Origin of the sequence: Sinorhizobium numidicum (genome assembly GCF_029892045.1) — a bacterium.
GTDB classification, from domain to species: domain Bacteria; phylum Pseudomonadota; class Alphaproteobacteria; order Rhizobiales; family Rhizobiaceae; genus Sinorhizobium; species Sinorhizobium numidicum.
On sequence record NZ_CP120368.1, the window covers coordinates 506,928 to 524,170 of the forward strand.

General features: G+C 61.5%; 15 protein-coding genes and 1 tRNA gene. 11 read left to right on the forward strand and 5 right to left on the reverse strand.

Annotated features, from left to right (window positions below; genetic code table 11):
• Nucleotides 1-2: 2 nt before the first annotated feature.
• From kdpC to PYH37_RS13545, 6 genes are all read left to right on the forward strand, one after another.
• The gene (kdpC, locus tag PYH37_RS13520) at nt 3-572 is read left to right on the forward strand and encodes a potassium-transporting ATPase subunit KdpC (protein WP_280735451.1); all 570 of its coding nucleotides are present in this window, start codon (nt 3-5) and stop codon (nt 570-572) included.
• A gap of 20 nt (nt 573-592) precedes the next feature.
• Nucleotides 593-3,289 carry a sensor histidine kinase gene (locus tag PYH37_RS13525; protein WP_280735452.1) on the forward strand — a complete coding sequence of 899 codons (2,697 nt, stop codon included), beginning with the start codon at nt 593-595 and terminating at the stop codon, nt 3,287-3,289.
• Nucleotides 3,286-3,978: a response regulator gene (locus PYH37_RS13530; protein WP_280735453.1), complete on the forward strand. Its 693-nt coding sequence runs from the start codon at nt 3,286-3,288 to the stop codon at nt 3,976-3,978. Before PYH37_RS13525 ends, PYH37_RS13530 begins: the two co-directional genes overlap by 4 nt.
• A 141-nt stretch (nt 3,979-4,119) precedes the next feature.
• Nucleotides 4,120-4,785, forward strand: coding sequence for a CDP-alcohol phosphatidyltransferase family protein (locus tag PYH37_RS13535; RefSeq protein ID WP_280735454.1), 666 nt, complete (start codon nt 4,120-4,122; stop codon nt 4,783-4,785).
• Nucleotides 4,782-5,393 (forward strand): lysophospholipid acyltransferase family protein, encoded by a 612-nt coding sequence (locus tag PYH37_RS13540; RefSeq protein WP_280735455.1) that lies wholly within the window; start codon nt 4,782-4,784, stop codon nt 5,391-5,393. The genes PYH37_RS13535 and PYH37_RS13540 overlap by 4 nt, the downstream gene beginning before the upstream one ends.
• Before the next feature lie 7 nt (nt 5,394-5,400).
• A complete protein-coding gene (locus PYH37_RS13545) occupies nt 5,401-6,342 on the forward strand; it encodes a phosphatidate cytidylyltransferase (RefSeq protein ID WP_280735456.1) in 942 nt (313 codons plus the stop codon).
• A 184-nt stretch (nt 6,343-6,526) separates the two neighbouring features.
• On the opposite strand, the gene PYH37_RS13550 is transcribed toward PYH37_RS13545, so the two are convergent.
• From PYH37_RS13550 to PYH37_RS13565, 4 genes are all read right to left on the reverse strand, one after another.
• Complete coding sequence (locus PYH37_RS13550) at nt 6,527-7,141, reverse strand: hypothetical protein (protein ID WP_280736038.1); 615 nt, start codon at nt 7,139-7,141, stop codon at nt 6,527-6,529.
• Nucleotides 7,142-7,178: 37 nt separating this feature from the next.
• Nucleotides 7,179-7,739: a hypothetical protein gene (locus PYH37_RS13555; protein WP_280735457.1), complete on the reverse strand. Its 561-nt coding sequence runs from the start codon at nt 7,737-7,739 to the stop codon at nt 7,179-7,181.
• Nucleotides 7,740-8,028: 289 nt separating this feature from the next.
• Nucleotides 8,029-8,104, reverse strand: a tRNA-Thr gene (locus PYH37_RS13560).
• A gap of 77 nt (nt 8,105-8,181) precedes the next feature.
• Entirely contained in the window at nt 8,182-9,192 is a 1,011-nt protein-coding gene (locus tag PYH37_RS13565) for an NAD(P)H-dependent flavin oxidoreductase (RefSeq protein WP_280735458.1), read from the reverse strand.
• Nucleotides 9,193-9,487: 295 nt separating this feature from the next.
• On the opposite strand from PYH37_RS13565, the gene PYH37_RS13570 reads away from it, so the two are divergent.
• Nucleotides 9,488-10,660, forward strand: a complete 1,173-nt coding sequence (locus PYH37_RS13570; protein ID WP_280735459.1) for a biotin transporter BioY — start codon at nt 9,488-9,490, stop codon at nt 10,658-10,660.
• Between the two features lie 55 nt (nt 10,661-10,715).
• On the opposite strand, the gene ppk2 is transcribed toward PYH37_RS13570, so the two are convergent.
• On the reverse strand, nt 10,716-11,612 hold the full coding sequence (gene ppk2, locus PYH37_RS13575; protein ID WP_280735460.1) for a polyphosphate kinase 2: 897 nt from the start codon (nt 11,610-11,612) through the stop codon (nt 10,716-10,718).
• 235 nt (nt 11,613-11,847) lie between these two features.
• Here ppk2 and phoR point away from each other — a divergent pair, with 235 nt between their 5' ends.
• The 4 genes from phoR to pstA all read left to right on the forward strand — a co-directional run bounded on the left by phoR (nt 11,848) and on the right by pstA (nt 17,237).
• Nucleotides 11,848-13,110, forward strand: a complete 1,263-nt coding sequence (gene phoR / locus PYH37_RS13580) for a phosphate regulon sensor histidine kinase PhoR (protein ID WP_280735461.1) — start codon at nt 11,848-11,850, stop codon at nt 13,108-13,110.
• A 195-nt stretch (nt 13,111-13,305) separates the two neighbouring features.
• Nucleotides 13,306-14,340 (forward strand): substrate-binding domain-containing protein, encoded by a 1,035-nt coding sequence (locus tag PYH37_RS13585; RefSeq protein WP_280735462.1) that lies wholly within the window; start codon nt 13,306-13,308, stop codon nt 14,338-14,340.
• Nucleotides 14,341-14,433: 93 nt separating this feature from the next.
• Nucleotides 14,434-15,918: a phosphate ABC transporter permease subunit PstC gene (gene pstC / locus PYH37_RS13590; RefSeq protein WP_280735463.1), complete on the forward strand. Its 1,485-nt coding sequence runs from the start codon at nt 14,434-14,436 to the stop codon at nt 15,916-15,918.
• Nucleotides 15,915-17,237: a phosphate ABC transporter permease PstA gene (gene pstA / locus PYH37_RS13595; RefSeq protein ID WP_280735464.1), complete on the forward strand. Its 1,323-nt coding sequence runs from the start codon at nt 15,915-15,917 to the stop codon at nt 17,235-17,237. Before pstC ends, pstA begins: the two co-directional genes overlap by 4 nt.
• Nucleotides 17,238-17,243 lie beyond the last annotated feature (6 nt).

The following is a 17,243-nucleotide window of genomic DNA, read 5'->3' on the forward strand; positions in this document are numbered from 1 at the left end:
TCATGTTCAATCAACTTCGTCCCGCACTCGTACTTACCTTGGCGTTGACCCTGATCACGGGACTTGCCTATCCGCTGGCGATTACCGGCGTGTCCCAGGCGCTGATGCCGGGCCAGGCCAATGGGAGCCTGATCTTTAAGGATGGAGCCGTTATCGGCTCCAAGCTGATCGGGCAGAATTTCGCTTCGGACAAATATTTCTGGCCGCGCCCTTCGGCGACAGGGCCGGAGCCCTATAACGCCGGCGCTTCGAGCGGTTCCAACCTTGGCACAACCTCCGCCAAGCTGAGGGACCGCGTGGCCGCCGACATCGAACGACTCCGCGCCGCCGGTCTTCCGGGCGATATTCCCGGAGATGCCGGCACGGCGTCGGGATCAGGCCTCGACCCCCACATCTCGCCGGAGTTCGCAAGGGCTCAGGTTGCGCGGGTCGCGAACGCGCGCGGCTTGGCGGAAGCGGATGTCGTGGCTCTCGTCGAGACGGCCACGCAAGGTCGGCTGCTCGGCCTTATAGGCGAGCCGCGCGTCAATGTGCTAGAACTGAACCTCGTCCTGGATGAACCGAGAACCTAAGCGCGAGCTTGAGAAACTGAATGCCCGAAAATGAACGCGACCTGAGGAGCCGCCCCGATCCCGATGCCCTGCTGGCGCTGGCCGAACAGGACAGGAGAGGGAAGTTGACGGTCTTTCTCGGCGCCTCGCCCGGCGTCGGCAAGACCTATGCCATGCTCACTCGGGCGCGACGCCTCAAGGAAGAGGGCGTCGATATCGTGATCGGGATCGTTGAGACGCACGGGCGCGACGAAACCGCGGCCCTGCTTGAGGGACTGGAAGTCTTGCCGCGGCGCGAGGTGGTCCACAGCGGCCGGACGCATTCGGAATTCGACCTCGACGCGGCATTGGCGCGCTGCCCGCGCGTCATTGTCGTCGATGAACTCGCCCATACCAACCTCGGCGAAGGCCGTCATCCAAAACGCTATCAGGATATAGAGGAGCTGGTAGATGCCGGTATCGATGTCTGGACCGCGCTCAACATCCAGCACCTCGAAAGCCTGTCGGACGTCGTTGCGCAGATCGCCGGCATCCCCGTGCGCGAACGTGTCCCCGATACGGTCCTGAACCGCGCCGACGACGTGCTGCTCGTTGACCTGCCGCCGACGGAGCTGATCGAACGGCTGAAGGAGGGCAAGGTCTATCTTCCCGACAGTGCCAAGCGGGCAGTGGATCGCTTCTTCCGGCTTGGCAATTTGACCGCCTTGCGCGAATTGGCGCTGCGGCGCACCGCCGATCGGGTTGACGACCAGATGGTCGACTACCTGAAGCAGAACGCCATCGAAGGTCCGTGGGCGGCTGGCGAACGGCTCATTGTCTGCATCGGCCCTGACTCCCTGTCGGAAAAGGTGGTCAGAACGGCAAGCCGCCTCGCTTCGGGCCTCAACGCGGACTGGATCGTCGTCTCCATCGAGCGTGCGGACGGCGAGGCTGGGGATAGCGAGGCGATGCGGCAGCTTGACGATACCTTCCGACTAGCCGAGCTATTGGGTGCGCAGACGCGCCGCATCGCCGGCAACGATTTCGTCGAGGAAATCCTCAAACTCGCAAGGCGCGAGCATGCGACGCAGATCGTCATCGGGACGCGGCGTCAGCGGTTTCCGTTGCGGCTCTTTCGCCAGTCTCTGCCGGATGCGCTGGCGGAGCGGGTGTCCGGTATCGGCATTCACCTGATCACCGACAGGAGCGAGCCCACCGCAAAACCGAGACGTAAGCGAAGGCGGATGCTTCCCGAAGGGAGCGGCCGCGCGCTCGCCATCGCGGCAGGTGCCACCGCGTCGGCAACGGTGCTCGGGCTGCTGATCGAGCGCTTCATCATCCTGCAGAATATTTCCCTACTCTATCTGCTCGCGGTGCTCGCCTCGGCAATTTATGCCGGTTATGTCGCCGCGATCGCCGCGGCGGTCTTTTCCGTTCTCGCCTATAATTTCTTCTTCATTGAACCGGTCGGCACGTTCACGGTGGCCGAGCCGCACGAGGTTTTTGCGCTCTTCGTTTTCCTCGCGGCTGCGACGCTCGCCGGCAGCCTCGCCTCGCGCGTTCGCGAACAAGCCAAGACCGCACGGCGGCGGGTGACGGCGACGCAGGCGCTTTATGACTTTTCCCGCAAGCTCTCCGGCACCGCCAATGCCGAGGATGTACTCTGGGCTGCCGTCACGCAGATTCACACGACGCTGCGGCGCAACGCTGCGCTTTTGCTGCCGGAAGGCGGGGATATCGCCTTGAAGGCAGCCTGGCCGCCGGACACGGAGCTCAGTGTCACCGACATGATGGCCGCGCGCTGGGCGCTCGAGAAGAAGGAGGCGGCCGGCAACGAGACCGGCACGCTGCCAAACAGTCCATTTCAGTTCAGGCCGCTGATGAGCCCGCACGGGGTCGTCGGTGTCTGCGGCTTTCTGCAGCAGGATAAACCGCTGGAGATAAACGAGGAACGGGCGCTTGCCGCCATCCTCGATCAGACCGCAATCGCGGTCGACCGCGCGCGCCTGTCGCGCGAGAGCCTCGATCAGGCAGCGCAGCTCGAGAGCGAACACTTCCGCGCGGCGCTGCTGTCGTCCATCTCGCATGATCTCAGAACGCCACTTTCGACGATCACCGGCGCCGTGACGAGCCTGCGTCAGCTCGGCGACCGAATGCCTGGTGAAAGCAGGGATGATCTGCTGAAATCGATAGAGGAAGAAAGCGACAGGTTGACGCGTTTCGTCACGAACCTGCTCGACATGACTCGGATCGAGGCCGGCGCGATCAATGCCAAACGTGATTGGGTGGATGTGGCGGATGTGGTGCGCGCGGCCGTAGAGCGGGCGCGCAAATACTTCCCGGACCGGGTGATCGAAACAAGCATCGCCGCGGATCTGCCGCTGATACGCGGCGACAGCGTGCTGCTCGGGCAGGTGCTCTTCAACCTCCTCGACAACGCCAACAAATTCGGCGGCGACGAGCCGGTCAGCATCTATGCCCGGCGGGACGGCAGCGAAGTCGTGCTTTCCGTTACCGATCTCGGCAAGGGCATAACGCCGGCCGATCTGGAACATGTGTTCGATAAATTTTTCCGAAGGGGGAAGCCGGACGGCCGGTCGCCCGCAACAGGCTTGGGCCTGTCGATCAGCAAGGGCTTCGTGGAGGCGATGGGCGGGCGGATCAAGGCGGAAAGCCCGGCGCTCAGGCGCCGTGGGACGCGCATTTCCATGCGTTTTCCAGTCGCCGACGCCGATCTTGCCGAGAAGGAGCGCGGATGACGGTCGAGCGTGTTCTTGTGGTTGACGATGAACCCCAGATCCAGCGGTTTCTCCGTCCGGCCCTCGGGGCAGCCGGTTATGATGTGGTGGAGGCGATGACGGGCACGGAGGCGCTGAAGGCGGCAGCGACGGTAGCACCCGACATCATCATTCTCGATCTCGGTCTTCCCGACATGGACGGCAAGGACGTCGTCGCCAATCTCCGCACCTGGTCGCAAGTGCCGATCATCATCCTTTCGGCGCGCGACCGGGAAAGCGAAAAAATCGCTGCGCTCGACCTTGGCGCCGACGATTACATCGAGAAACCCTTCGGCATCGGCGAGTTGACCGCCCGCATTCGCGCGGCGCTGCGCCACCGCATCCAGATGGAGGGCGGGCAGGCGCAACTTTCCGCAGATGGCCTTTCGATCGACACGATCAAGCGCCTCGTGACCCGTAACGGCGAGACGCTGCGGCTGACGCCGAAGGAATACGACCTGCTCGTCATGCTCGCCCGCCACGCCGGCCGGGTGGTCACCCATAAGGCGCTGCTAACCTCCGTCTGGGGCGCGGCCCACGGCGAGGATATGCATTATCTCAGGGTTTTCATCGGCCAATTGCGCGGCAAGATCGAGCGTGATCCCGGCAACCCCCAAATCATTCGCACCGAGCCGGGCGTCGGCTACCGTTTCGTCGGCGATGAAGACTGAAGCAACCACCACCAGGCCGGCACCGATTTCAGTGGGCAATCGAGAGTGTTTCGAGCTCGCGAAGGTGACCATATGGTGTTTGTCGTAAAGTTGTTCTAATACAAGCTGCAATCGGAAATTACGCGGCCGGCTTCTGCGAAGATGAGTGTTGCCCCGGATGGCCAAGACACTACGATACAGGGCGCGGACCGGCGCCCGATTGCTGCGCGCGACAGCGGTTTTGCCCGGCGCCTGACGACGCTGCTTCTAAAGACGCCGGTGACGCCGAACCAAATCTCGCTGCTGAGCGTCCTCTTCGCTGCAATTGGCGCGGCGGCGCTGTTCTGGGCGTCCCGCTGGCCGCTCCTTTATCTCGTTGCCCTTATCGGTACCCAGTTGCGTCTTTTGTGCAATCTTCTCGACGGCATGGTGGCGGTTGAAGGCGGACGCGGCTCGCCCGTCGGGGCTCTCTACAATGAATTCCCCGATCGCGTCGCCGATACGCTTCTCATCGTGGCGCTTGGCTACGGCGCGGGAACAGGATGGCTCGGCTGGGCGGGGGCGCTTGCGGCAGCCTTGACCGCCTATGTGCGCGTTTTTGGCGGATCGCTCGGCCAAAGCCAGGATTTTCGCGGTCCGATGGCCAAACAGCACCGGATGGCAGTGATGAGCGTTGCCTGCGTTCTGGCTCTCGGCGAGTCCTTGCTGACGACGCAACGGCTCGTGCTCCCCATTGCAGCCTGGACGATCCTGATCGGTGCGCTCCTCACATGCGTGACGCGCACGAGAGCCATTGTTTCCCGCATTTCGGGGGCGTCTGGACCTTGATCGACCTCCTCTTGATCGGCCTCACGCGGTTTCTCGTCGGCGGACAGGCTCGATGGATCGGCTCGCTGCCGGAGAAACGCCAGCGCATCTATTTTGCCAATCACGCCAGTCATCTCGACACCCTGCTGATCTGGTCGGCGTTGCCGCCGTCGCTGCGCATGTCCACCCACCCGATCGCTGCCGCGGACTATTGGGGCAAGGGCAAGGTCCGGCGCCACATTGCGCTGAAAGTGCTGAACGCGGTGCTTATCGACCGAACCACGCAGGGCGCGCCCGGGGCGGCATTGGTGCCGTTGCGCAGCGTGCTCGCGGAGGGCGAGTCGCTCGTTCTCTTTCCGGAGGGCGGCCGCGGCAATGACCGCCTGCCGGGACCGTTCAAGAGCGGGCTCTATTGGCTCTCGCAGGAGTTTCCGGATGTGGAACTGATCCCGACCTATCTCGACAATCCTTCGCGCGCCTTTCCGAAGGGAACGTTCCTGCCGATCCCGATCAGTTGCACGGTCGGGTTTGGCGCTCCGGTCGCGCGCCGGAAGGGCGAGGAGAAAGATCACTTTCTGGAGCGCGCCCGCGAAGCCGTCGCCGCGCTTGCATCGGATCTGGTTCCGTGAGGCCGCCATGTCGTTGAACGACAAACTTCTCATCCTCTTTGGCGGCATCTGCGGCCTTCTCGCCGTTGCCTCTCTGATCGGCTTCGCGCTTTCGCGCAAGGCGGCATCGGAGGCTGGACAGGCGACGATCGACAATCTCAACGCCCGCATAAAGGCGTGGTGGGTGATGATCGCGATCTTCGCGGTGAGTTTTGCACTGGGGCGGGGCGCAACGCTGGTTCTTTTTGCGCTGACGTCGTTCTACACGCTGCGCGAGTTCGTATCGCTGACACCGACGCGTGCTGCCGATCACCTGCCTTTGGCTACGGCCTTCTACATCCTGCTGCCGCTTCAATACTGGCTGATCTGGATCGACTGGTATGCGCTTTTTGCTATCCTCATACCGGTCTATGGCTTCCTCATCCTTCCAAGCCTTGCCGCCCTGAAAGGCGATGCCCAGGAATTTTTGCTCCGCGTGTCGCGAATCCAATGGGGGCTGATGCTGACGGTCTATTGCATCAGCCACGCCCCCGCATTGCTGACGCTCGACATCGCCGGCGATGGAGGCGAGGCCTTCCTGCTGCTCTTCTTCCTCATAACCGTCGTGCAGTTCAGCGATGTGATGCAATATGTCTTCGGCAAGCTATTCGGCAGAACCAAGATCGCACCCGTCATCAGCCCCTCGAAAACGCTGGAAGGCCTTGTCGGCGGCGGGCTTTCCGCGGTCGCTGCAGGTGCTTCCCAATGGTGGATAACGCCGTTTACACCATCAGAGGCGGCCGCGATGGCCTTCGCCATCGTCGCCATGGGCTTCCTCGGCGGACTGGCGCTCTCCGCCGTCAAGCGCTCGATGGGGGTGAAAGACTGGGGCACGATGATCAGCGGCCACGGCGGCGTGCTCGATCGTATGGATTCGCTGAGTTTCGCCGCTCCGGTGTTCTTTCACCTGACGCGGTATTTTTATACGTGAAGGCGATGGGGCGAAGAAACACGCCGAGTTAGTATAGCTTCTACGTCTATTCGCAGCATGACGGGCCGCACGGTTGGCGGGCCGGTGCGGCTAGTGACGGAGGACGCAAGGCGCAAGTTCTGGAGAATCCTGAAAGTGCGGTACTCACATCGATATATTTCCCGCCGGTAAGCGCGCGGACCCGTTACTGCTGAAGTGGTCGAATTCGTTCGTAGCGTACAGTGTACTCGTTGGGGGTGCCTTCGCCGTAGACCTTGGCCAGCGTCGCCTCGAGGTCTGGTGAATAGAGCGCGGTCCAGACGTCGACCTGGTCGTCACCCTTCTTGGTAGTCTGCCGGACCTTCCAAATCTTGTATTTGCAGTCCTCCAGCTTGAAGGTTTCTTGGCCGGTCACGGCAAGCTCGACGGTCCATTGCCCTTCGGCAGGTTCTTCAGGATTCAGAGGGACGAATGAGATCTTGTGCCGTGCGCCTTTCCTGAGTGGGAAGACATCTTTCAGATCGGATAGCGCGTAGATCGCCTGCTGCGATTCCGCGCTCATACGCGAAAGATCGATCAATCCTCGATAGGAAAACACTGTTTGCCGGGAGGGCGCGCCATATCTGTTTACGATCTTGACGATCGGACCCTGGTGCCTCCTGAACTCGCTTTGTGCGTCCACTTGCAGCAGCATGAATCCCTTCTCGGCCTTGGCCGCGGTGGGGCATTCGCCTGCGTGGGCTGCCGCCGGCAGCAGCAGAGCAACCAGCGTGAAGACTAAGCCATATCGGTGCATGAATACCTCTTGGAAATTACTCATCAAAATACATCAAATCGTTTCTGGAGGATCACAGATCTCAGTCAGGTGGCGCCACACCTTGAGGTTCAGCCGCACTCGCCGGATCGAGATTCATAACCTCCAAAACGTTCGGGAACGGAAACTCCCACTTCGTCCGATATCGCCGCAGGACCTTGGCCATAGTCTTTCCATCACGAGAGAGCCAAATCTCGGCATCCGCTTCATACGGAAATCCATACCAGGTCGCTGTGTAGCGGCGTCCAAATTCAGATGTGCCGTCGCTCTCGGCAACCAATTTGCACCCCGCAAATTTGGGGCCAAAATTATCCCATAACGACCAGCCCGTCCGACGAGACACGACCCATTTGTTGCGCGCGGAGGTCAGATTTCGGTCGTAGACTGCCGTTTCCGTGAAGCGAGCCTCCCCGTGGGACTTGAGGGTCCCGTCAGATTTGACTTCGTAGAACACCTGGCTGTAGCGGTAAGTCGACCTGGTGGCGGCATACGCTTCAAAAACCGGTGAGCAGTTTGGATCCCATGAATTTCTTCTCGGTGCAGCGAAGGTGTCCGCCGTAGACAATACGGTGAGTAACCACGCAATAATAATCCTAGCTTGCACGTGTACTCGACTCCTGTCCCTCTCAGCAGGCGAACTAAGTTGAGGCATACTCTCCTGTTTTTGGCTGTGCAAGCGATGATTGTGGCATTATTAACAGCTACACGCCGCGACCCTGGACAGTCTCCGGCGGGTCTGTTCTGGCCGCTGACATCTTTTGCGCGCCATGGCCACGTCTCCATCATGGCAGATACGCGAAACATTCCCGCTAATTCGCGACTTGCCGCCTGCCATGTGCTTACTGGCGCAACTGAGCCGATCGGGTATCTCGCGCTAAGTGCTTGAAAATTAATGGTGCCGCTTAGGTGACTCGAACACCTGACCCCATCATTACGAATGATGTGCTCTACCGACTGAGCTAAAGCGGCCCTGGGGCGGTTCCGCGGAAGAGCCGCGGAACGAATGTGAGGCGCTGATAAACGCAAAGCGCCAATAATTCAAGCCATCAGTTTCGAGAACTTGAAAATTCCTTGGCCGGGCGAAGGTCGCGAGGGGAACCGGGCGCAAGGCGGGCCCGCGCCGCTTCATATTCCCGTTCGAGACGGTCGACCAGTTGCGCGACGGTCGTGATCTCGCGGACGGCGCCGATGCCCTGGCCGCAGCCCCAGATGTCCTTCCACGCCCTGGCGCCTTCGGTCGCACTGCCGAAATCCATCTTGGAAGGATCGGCCTCCGGCAGTTTGTCCGGGTCCATCCCGGCCGCGCTGATCGAGGCCTTCAAGTAGTTGCCGTGAATGCCGGTGAAATAGTTGGAATAGACGATGTCGGCGGCGTCGCTGTCGACGATCATCTGCTTGTAGGCGTCGCTCGCTCGCGCCTCCTCGGTGGCGATGAACGGGGAACCGATATAGGCCATGTCGGCCCCCATCGCTTGCGCTGCTAGGATGGCGCCGCCGGTGGCGATCGCGCCCGAGAGCAGGAGCGGCCCATCGAACCACGCCCGGATTTCCTGGACCAGTGCAAAGGGCGAGAGCGTTCCGGCATGGCCGCCGGCGCCGGCGGCCACCGCGATCAGCCCGTCCGCGCCCTTGCGGATCGCCGAATTGGCATGACGGTTGTTGATGACGTCATGGAGGACGATGCCGCCATAGGAGTGGATGGCATCGTTCACTTCCGGGACCGCGCCAAGCGACGAGATGACGATCGGCACCTTGTATTTGACGCAGAGCATCAGGTCCTGTTCGAGCCTGGCGTTCGATTTGTGGACGATCTGGTTGACGGCGAAAGGCGCCGCCGGTTGGTCCGGATGCCCGGCGTCGTGGCCGGCGAGCGATTCCGTAATCTCCGCCAGCCATTCGTCGAGCTGCGATTGCGGACGGGCGTTGAGCGCGGGAAAGGCACCGACGACGCCGGCCTTGCATTGCGCAATCGTCAACCGGGGATGCGAGACGATGAAAAGCGGCGCGCCGATAACCGGCAATCTCGTCGTTCCGGATAGAACAGGCGGCAACGGCATCGAAATTCTCCATCCTTGGCTTTGACGTTTCCGTAAACGTCAAAAGTGATAACAGTAACCGGAGCGCTTGCAAAGACCGGGAACTTCTCTCCTTGTGCGGCCTCGCTCGTGTTTTCCCCGCAGAAGACCAGCCGAACGTGCCGTCGGACTTGCAGATTCCGAAAGCAGCGGTTACCCAATCGTTAACAAAACCAACGGCGTGCAGCGGGAAGAAACACTGGCCCGTAGGATACCGCTGGAAGGAGCACGTTCGACGTGGATTGCCCGACGGCTTCGATGCACAGAAGGATTTGATGTGAGCGGACTCGAGACTGCGATCAGGAATGCACTGGAACGGTCGGACCGGAGCAATGCGGAAGTCCGTGCGCGTATCTACCAGTCGGCCCGCCAGGCACTGGAAAACGGCCTGCAGAAGCAGCAGATCGAAGATCCCGACGTGATCGCCCGGCAACGCCACCGGCTTGAAGCGGTCATTCACGCTATCGAAACGGAAGAGCGTGCAGCATTGAAGGCGCGCGCCGCTGCCGCCCCGGTGGCCGGCGGGGGGGTCGCGAACGGCAAGGCCGCTGCCACGGAAGGTAGTTCGGCCGGTGCGGCGGCTTCCGCCGCGGCGCGGCGAGAACCGGAGTTCAGCGCAACAAGGCGCAGGCCTGTCGAGGGCGATAGCGGTCTTGCGGCGTTGCGTCCGGATCGTGACGGGCCGATGGTCTCGACACGCCCGGCCGCCGACAGCGGAAAAGCAGCCGAAGCCGGGAAGCCCGGCCAGATCGCGCCGGATTTGGGCGTCACGGACAAGCGCCCGCGCAAACGCAGACGCGGTCGTTTTCTTTCCTTCGTGATGGTCGTCGCGACGCTTGCTGCAGCAGCCGGGGCCGCCGTCTGGTGGGTTCAGACGAACGATCTGCTGAAATCTCCGGCCGAGCGCGACACGAACGTGGCCAACCCGCCGGCGACCGTTGAGACGGAGGATTTCGACGGGGCGACAGGATTGCAGAACCTCGCGGCCCAGGAAGGGTTCTCCGGTGATTGGATCGAGATTTTCACCGCCGCAGATGCGGCGGCTGTCAAGCCGGGCGCTCGTGCGAAGGCGGAGCCGGTTGATGACGGCGGCGGGCGTCGCGTGCGGATCACGTCAGCCGTGCCCACGGAGGATGGTGACGTTGCCGTCGAAATCCCCGCCGAGTTCCTTGCCCAGCTCTCGGGCAAATCGTCGACGCTGGCGTTGACCGTTCAGGCAATGCCCGGCAAGACGACGGAATTCTCGGTCGAATGCGACTTCTCGACGCTCGGCGACTGCGGCCGTCATCGCTTCACCGCGCACGACGAAAGGCTGGACATGCTTTTCAAGGTCACCTTTGAACAGAGCTCCGCACCAAACAGCCCGGGCAGACTGGTGATCAACAGCGATCTCGGCGGCGCAGGCAATAGCCTGAATATTTTCGCGGTCCGCATGCTGCCGGGAGAATAATGCCGTGCTGTCCCCCGCAATCGCGTTCTGATTTCTCAGAGCCGATTGCCGCAAGTCACTTCAGGAAACCCGGCCCGGAACCGATGACCTTGTCGTCGACCTCACCGATTACCGCCTTGTCCTTGCCCTCATAGTCCAGGTTTTTCAGCATGTGTCGGATCACGTTGATCCGCGCCCGGCGCTTGTCGTTGCCGCGGATGACGGTCCATGGAGCGTGGTCGGTATGCGTTTCCTTCAGCATCCGGTCGCGCTTGTCCGTGTAGTCGTCCCACTTGTTCAAGGCGGCGATATCCATCGGAGACAGCTTCCAGATCTTCAACGGATCGTGTCGGCGATCATGGAACCGCTTCAATTGCATCTCGCGGCCGATGTTGAGCCAGAATTTGAAGAGATGGATGCCCTCGTGGACAATCATCTTTTCGAAGCGGGGGGCCTCCTCGAGAAAATGCTCGTATTGCTCCGGCGTGCAGAAGCCCATTACCGGCTCCACGCCGGCGCGGTTGTACCAGGAGCGGTCGAACAGCACGAATTCGCCGGCGGTCGGAAAGGTCGCCACATAGCGTTGGAAATACCACTGGCCGCGCTCGGTCTCGGTGGGCTTGGTGAGCGCGACGATGCGAGCGGAACGGGGATTCATGTAGGCCATCGTTGCGTGGATGGCGCCACCCTTGCCCGCCGCATCGCGGCCCTCGAAAACGGCCATCACCCGCTTGCCGGTGGCCTGCATCCAGAACTGGACCTTGACGAGTTCGATCTGCAGCTTCGTCAGCGTTTCTTCGTATTCCTCCTCGTCGAGTTTTCTCTTGTAGGGGTAGTCGTCCGAGGAGAAGGCTTCGTCGTCGATCCACTTCGGCAATTCCGGGTTGTCGATATCGAAGACCCGGCTGCTGCCGCCGATCTCAAGCTCGACCGCCCTGCTTTCAGGCTTGGCCGCCAGCACTTCGCTTGCCATTCGCTTTCCTCCGCCGCCGGTCGATTTCTCCGGAGGAGGCCATATTTACGTTGCGGATTCAAGCACGTCGTGAAAATCATGTCATGAAGCACCGCTATCTCTCTGCCTTCGTGGCCGGCGCGAGAGGAGAAAACATGAGCGATTTTCGCCGAGGTTTCACTCCAGCTCGCTGGCGTCAGCCACGCTGATGATCTGGCTTCAAGCCAATACCATTTGATCCGCGGGAGACGGCGACTTGAGCAGTGAGGGTATGGTATTGGATGGTGCTAAGGCGTTTTGGCGAACCCTGCTGCCGAGGCTAAAGGCGGAACGCTGGGTCCTTGCTCTGTCGGCCGTACTTGCTCTTCTCGCCGCTCTCGCCGGTATTCACATCCTGGCCATTCTTCCGTTCTGGATTGTGCTCGTCGCGGCACTCCTCAGTCGAGGCGCGCCGTCGGAGCCGCCGCTCCCGGCGGGCGTCGTTACGACCGCGGAGAAGCGGAAAGACCCGCTGGTTCCCCTGCTGAATGCGCTCGACATGCCTGTGCTCGTGGTGGCCGAAGACGAGACCGTTTTGTTCCAGAACATCGCAGCCGAAAAAGCCTTCGGCACCATTCCGCAGGATAGCTACCTTTCCGCGCGCGTCCGTTCTCCCGGCATTCTCGACATGGTGCGAGAGACGATCGCAACCGGCAAGGTCAACCAGATCGAACACACCGAGCGGCTCCCCTCCGATGCCGTCTACATCGTCAGGGTGGCGCCCGCCGATCTTGGAGCCGATGGTTCGAGCCGGCGCGTCTTCCTGCTCACCTATCGCGATATTTCGCAGACGCGCCGCATAGATCGCATGCGGTCCGATTTCGTCGCCAATGCCAGTCATGAGCTGCGCACGCCGCTTGCCTCGCTTCGCGGCTTTATCGAGACGCTGGAGGGCCCGGCACGCAACGATCCGAAGGCCCAGGAGAAATTCTTCGGCATCATGCACGAGCAGGTCACCCGCATGAGCCGCCTCGTCGACGATCTGTTGTCGCTGTCGCGGCTTGAGCTTAAGTCGCACATCGCCCCGGAGGATACCGTCGATCTGATTCCGCTGCTCGGGCACGTGCGTGACAGCTTGGTCCCGCTCGCAAGAGAGCTCGATGTAACCATTTCCCTCGACGTGCCGGAAGCGCCGGTCTTCGTCCAAGGCGACCGAGACGAACTGATCGAGGTTTTCGAGAACCTGATCGAGAACGCCTGCAAATATGGACAGGAGGGAAAGAAAGTCGACGTGCGTTTGACCGGCGGCGAGGGCAAGCAGACCGAGGTGATGGTCACAGATTATGGTCCGGGCATTCCGGCCGAGCACGTGCCGCGAATTACCGAACGTTTTTATCGGGTTAATGTCGAGGCGAGCCGGTCCAAAAAAGGAACGGGCCTGGGGCTTGCGATCGTCAAGCATATCCTGACGCGCCACCGGGCCCGCCTGCTCATTCATTCGGAGGTCGGCAAGGGCACGGTCTTTACGGTGCGTTTTTGACACAAAAACCCGCCGACATCCGCAAGAGATTGAAATTATAAAGTTTCGTCAGTGACATAGGCTGTCACAAATGTTTCACGGAATTGACATAAAAGGTGTAGCCATCGGCGGCTAACAAGTGGCAGCCGATCAAACGGCGAAGAGAGCGCTATAACCTCGAGCGCACCAACACGAGCCCATTCCGGGAGAACATCTATGAAAGCTCTTAAACTCACTGTAGCGGCGCTGGTTGCATCCGCCGCGTTCGCGGGCGCTGCGGCGGCTCGCGACCAGGTCCAGGTCGCTGGCTCCTCGACCGTTCTTCCCTACGCAAAGATCGTCGCCGAGACCTTCGGCGAGACGTTCCCCGACTTCAAGACCCCGGTCGTCGAGTCCGGCGGCTCTTCCGCCGGCCTGAAGGAGTTCTGCAAGGGCGTCGGCGAGGACACGATCGACATCGCCAATTCCTCGCGCAAGATCAAGGACAGCGAGGTCGAGGCTTGCAAGGCCGCCGGCGTGACCGAAATTCAGGAAGTCAAGATCGGCTATGACGGCATCGTCTTCGCCACCGACGCCGGCAATGCCGACCTCGCGCTGAAGCCGGAACATCTCTACAAGGCTCTGGCTGCCGAGGTCGTCGTCGACGGCAAGCTCGCCGCCAACCCCTACAAGAAGTGGTCCGAGATCGACGCCTCGCTGCCGGATGCGGAAATCGCCGCATTCATCCCCGGTGAAAAGCACGGCACGCGCGAAGTCTTCGAGGAAAAGATCCTCGCTGCAGGCTGCAAGGACTCCGGTGCCAAGGATGCGATCAAGGCCGCAGTCAGCGATGAAAAGCAGCAGCACAGCAAATGCGTCGCTGTCCGCAAGGACGGCATGGCCGTCGACATCGACGGAGATTACACCGAGACGCTGGCCCGCATCGCATCCAACAAGAGCGGCATCGGCGTTTTCGGTCTCTCCTTCTACGAGAACAATGCCGACAAGCTGAAAGTCGCGACGGTCAACGGCATCGTTCCTTCGACCGAAACGATCGCTTCCGGCGAATATCCGGTATCTCGCCCGCTGTTCTTCTACGTGAAGAAGGCCCACATCGGAGTTATTCCGGGCCTGAAGGAATATGTTGAGTTCTTCATCGATGATCAGATGATCGGCCCCGACAGCCCGCTCGCCGATTACGGTCTGGTTGCCGCACCGGACGCCGAACGTGAGGAAATCCGTAAGTCCTTCGAAGCTGGCAACATGCTCTGATTGAACATACGCCCCGGCGCAGTCATGTGCTGCTGCGCCGGGGCATGCGCTCATTTTGATTGCCGGCGATGACATTGCCGGGGAGATGTGCCGATGAGTACTTCGCTCCTTCTTTTGATTATTGTTTTGATCGGTTTCATTGCGTATTTTGCCGGACGCGCGCGCTCCTTCGCGCGGTCGAACGGCAAGCTTGCGAGTTTGCATTCTCTGCCGGGCTATCACGGCAGTTACGTCGCGATCTGGGCTGTGTTGCCGGCGACACTCGTGCTCGCCGCATGGCTGATCGCCTCGCCCCTTTACGTCGATTACAGCGTTCGTGCGACCTTTCCGGACGCGGTGCAAGGCCAGGGTGGGGCAACGGTCCAGCTTGCTCTCGGTCAGGTGAAGTCCGTAGCCGCCGGCCTCGACCGCCTGACCGCGGCGGAAACGGCAGCTCTCGAAAATGGCTCGGCCAACCTGCGTGAGACGCTCGCTGCCAAGGGTATAGCGCTTGCCGGCGAAGGTGAGTCCTACATGCTCAAGGCCGCTCAGCGGTTCAATACGATAAGCACCTACAGCCGTTGGCTGATGAGCGCCGTCGTGCTTCTCGTCGCCCTTGCCGGCGGCCTTTATGCGGTCCGCAACATCAGCACCCGCTTCCGCGCCCGCAATCAGGTGGAGCGCGTCATGCTCGCCGCCCTTATCGTCGCGTCGTCCATCGCCGTCCTGACGACGATTGGCATCGCCGGCTCGATGCTTTCTGAGGCGGGTCGCTTTTTCAGCATGGTGTCACCTACGGAATTCTTCTTCGGCACGGTATGGGACCCGCGGTTCGCCGCGGCCGGCAGCGGCGGCGCGTCGGGCCAGTTCGGCCTGCTGCCGCTTCTTGCGGGCACGCTCTACATCGCCTTCGTCGCCATGCTGTTTGCCGTTCCCATCGGGCTGTTCGCGGCGATCTACATGGCCGAATATGCAAGCCCGCGGCTGCGTTCGACGGCCAAACCGCTTCTGGAGGTGCTCGCCGGCATCCCGACGATCGTCTACGGTTTCTTTGCGCTCGTGACGGTCGGCCCGTTCCTGCGCGACATCTCGGCGCAATTGAACGGCCTCCTCACCGGCAACTACCAGAACTTCATCCAGGGGCAGAGCGTGCTTACCGCCGGCATCGTAATGGGCATCATGCTCATCCCCTTCGTCTCGTCGCTCTCCGATGACATCATCACCCAGGTTCCCCGGGCGCTGCGGGACGGTTCGCTTGGCCTTGGCGCCACGCGCTCGGAGACAGTTAAGAAGGTCATTCTCCCCGCCGCGCTGCCCGGCATCGTCGGCGCGCTGCTGCTGACCGCCTCCCGCGCCGTCGGCGAGACGATGATCGTTGTGCTGGCGGCAGGTGTCGCTGCGCGCATGCAACTGAATCCCTTCGAGCCGATGACCACGGTGACCGTCAAGATCGTCCATCAGCTAACGGGCGACCTCGAGTTCACCTCGCCGCAGACGCTGGTCGCCTTTGCGCTCGGCATCACGCTCTTTGTCATCACGCTTTGCCTCAACATCTACGCGCTCTATATCGTCCGCAAATACCGGGAGCAGTACGAATGACCGACCTTGTTTCGCCTCCGGTGAGGGTCTCCACCCGGCCGGCCGAGACCCGCCGCGACATCGGCATCAAGCGCCGTTATGCCGCAGAGCGCCGGTTCCGCGTCTATGGCCTCAGCGCCATCGTGCTCGGGCTTTTCTTTCTGGCGCTGCTTCTCTCGACCGTTGTTTCGAAGGGTTACACCGCCTTTCTGCAGACGACGATCACGCTGCCGATCGAATTTTCCGAAAAAGTGATCGATCCGAAGAACGAGCGAGCGACCGATCCGAAGCAATTGTTGACGGCGAATTATCCGCTGCTCGTTCGCGACGCCCTCGTCAAGCAGCTCGGCATCGATCCGAAGAAGCGGCCGCTGGTCAAGCAGGCGACCGACATGGTCTCGGCGAGTGCCCGGACACAGTTGCGCGATCTCGTCGTTGCCGATCCGTCGGTTATCGGCAAGACGGTGCCGGTAACGCTGCTTGCCGAAGCGAACATCGACTCCGCCTTCAAAGGCCAGATCGACCTGTCGGTGAACGAATCCAATCGCAAGGTCAAGGACCAGCAGGTTGCCTGGATGAACCAGCTCGCCGAGGCGGGCGTGCTGAAGAAAAGCTTCAACACTGGCATCTTCACCTTCGGGGCATCGAGCCGTCCGGAGGCGGCCGGCGTCGGCGTGGCGCTCATTGGCTCGCTCTACATGATGCTGATCGTTCTCGTTCTGTCGCTGCCGATCGGCGTGGCCGCCTCTATTTACCTCGAGGAGTTCGCGCCGAAGAACCGTCTCACCGATCTGATCGAAGTCAACATCAACAATCTCGCGGCCGTGCCGTCGATCGTCTACGGCCTTCTAGGTCTCGCCGTCTTCGTGAACTTCGCCGGGATGCCGCGTTCGGCTGCGCTCGTCGGCGGTTTGGTGCTGACGCTGATGACGCTGCCGACGATCATCATCGCGACGCGCGCGGCGCTCAAGGCCGTGCCGCCGTCGATCCGTGCCGCCGCGCTCGGCCTCGGCGCATCGAGGATGCAGACGATCTTCCATCATGTACTGCCGCTCGCCATGCCCGGCATCCTGACCGGCACGATCATCGGCCTGGCGCACGCGCTCGGCGAAACGGCGCCGTTGCTGCTGATCGGCATGGTCGCCTTCGTGGTGGACTATCCGGGCTCGCCGCTCGAGCCCTCCACGGCGCTGCCCGTGCAGATCTACATGTGGGCGAACGAGGCGGAGCGTGCCTTCGTGGAACGGACGTCGGGGGCGATCATTATTCTCCTGATCTTCCTGGTGTTCATGAATCTCGGCGCAATTCTGTTGAGGCGTCGCTTTGAGCGCCGCTGGTAGTGGGGT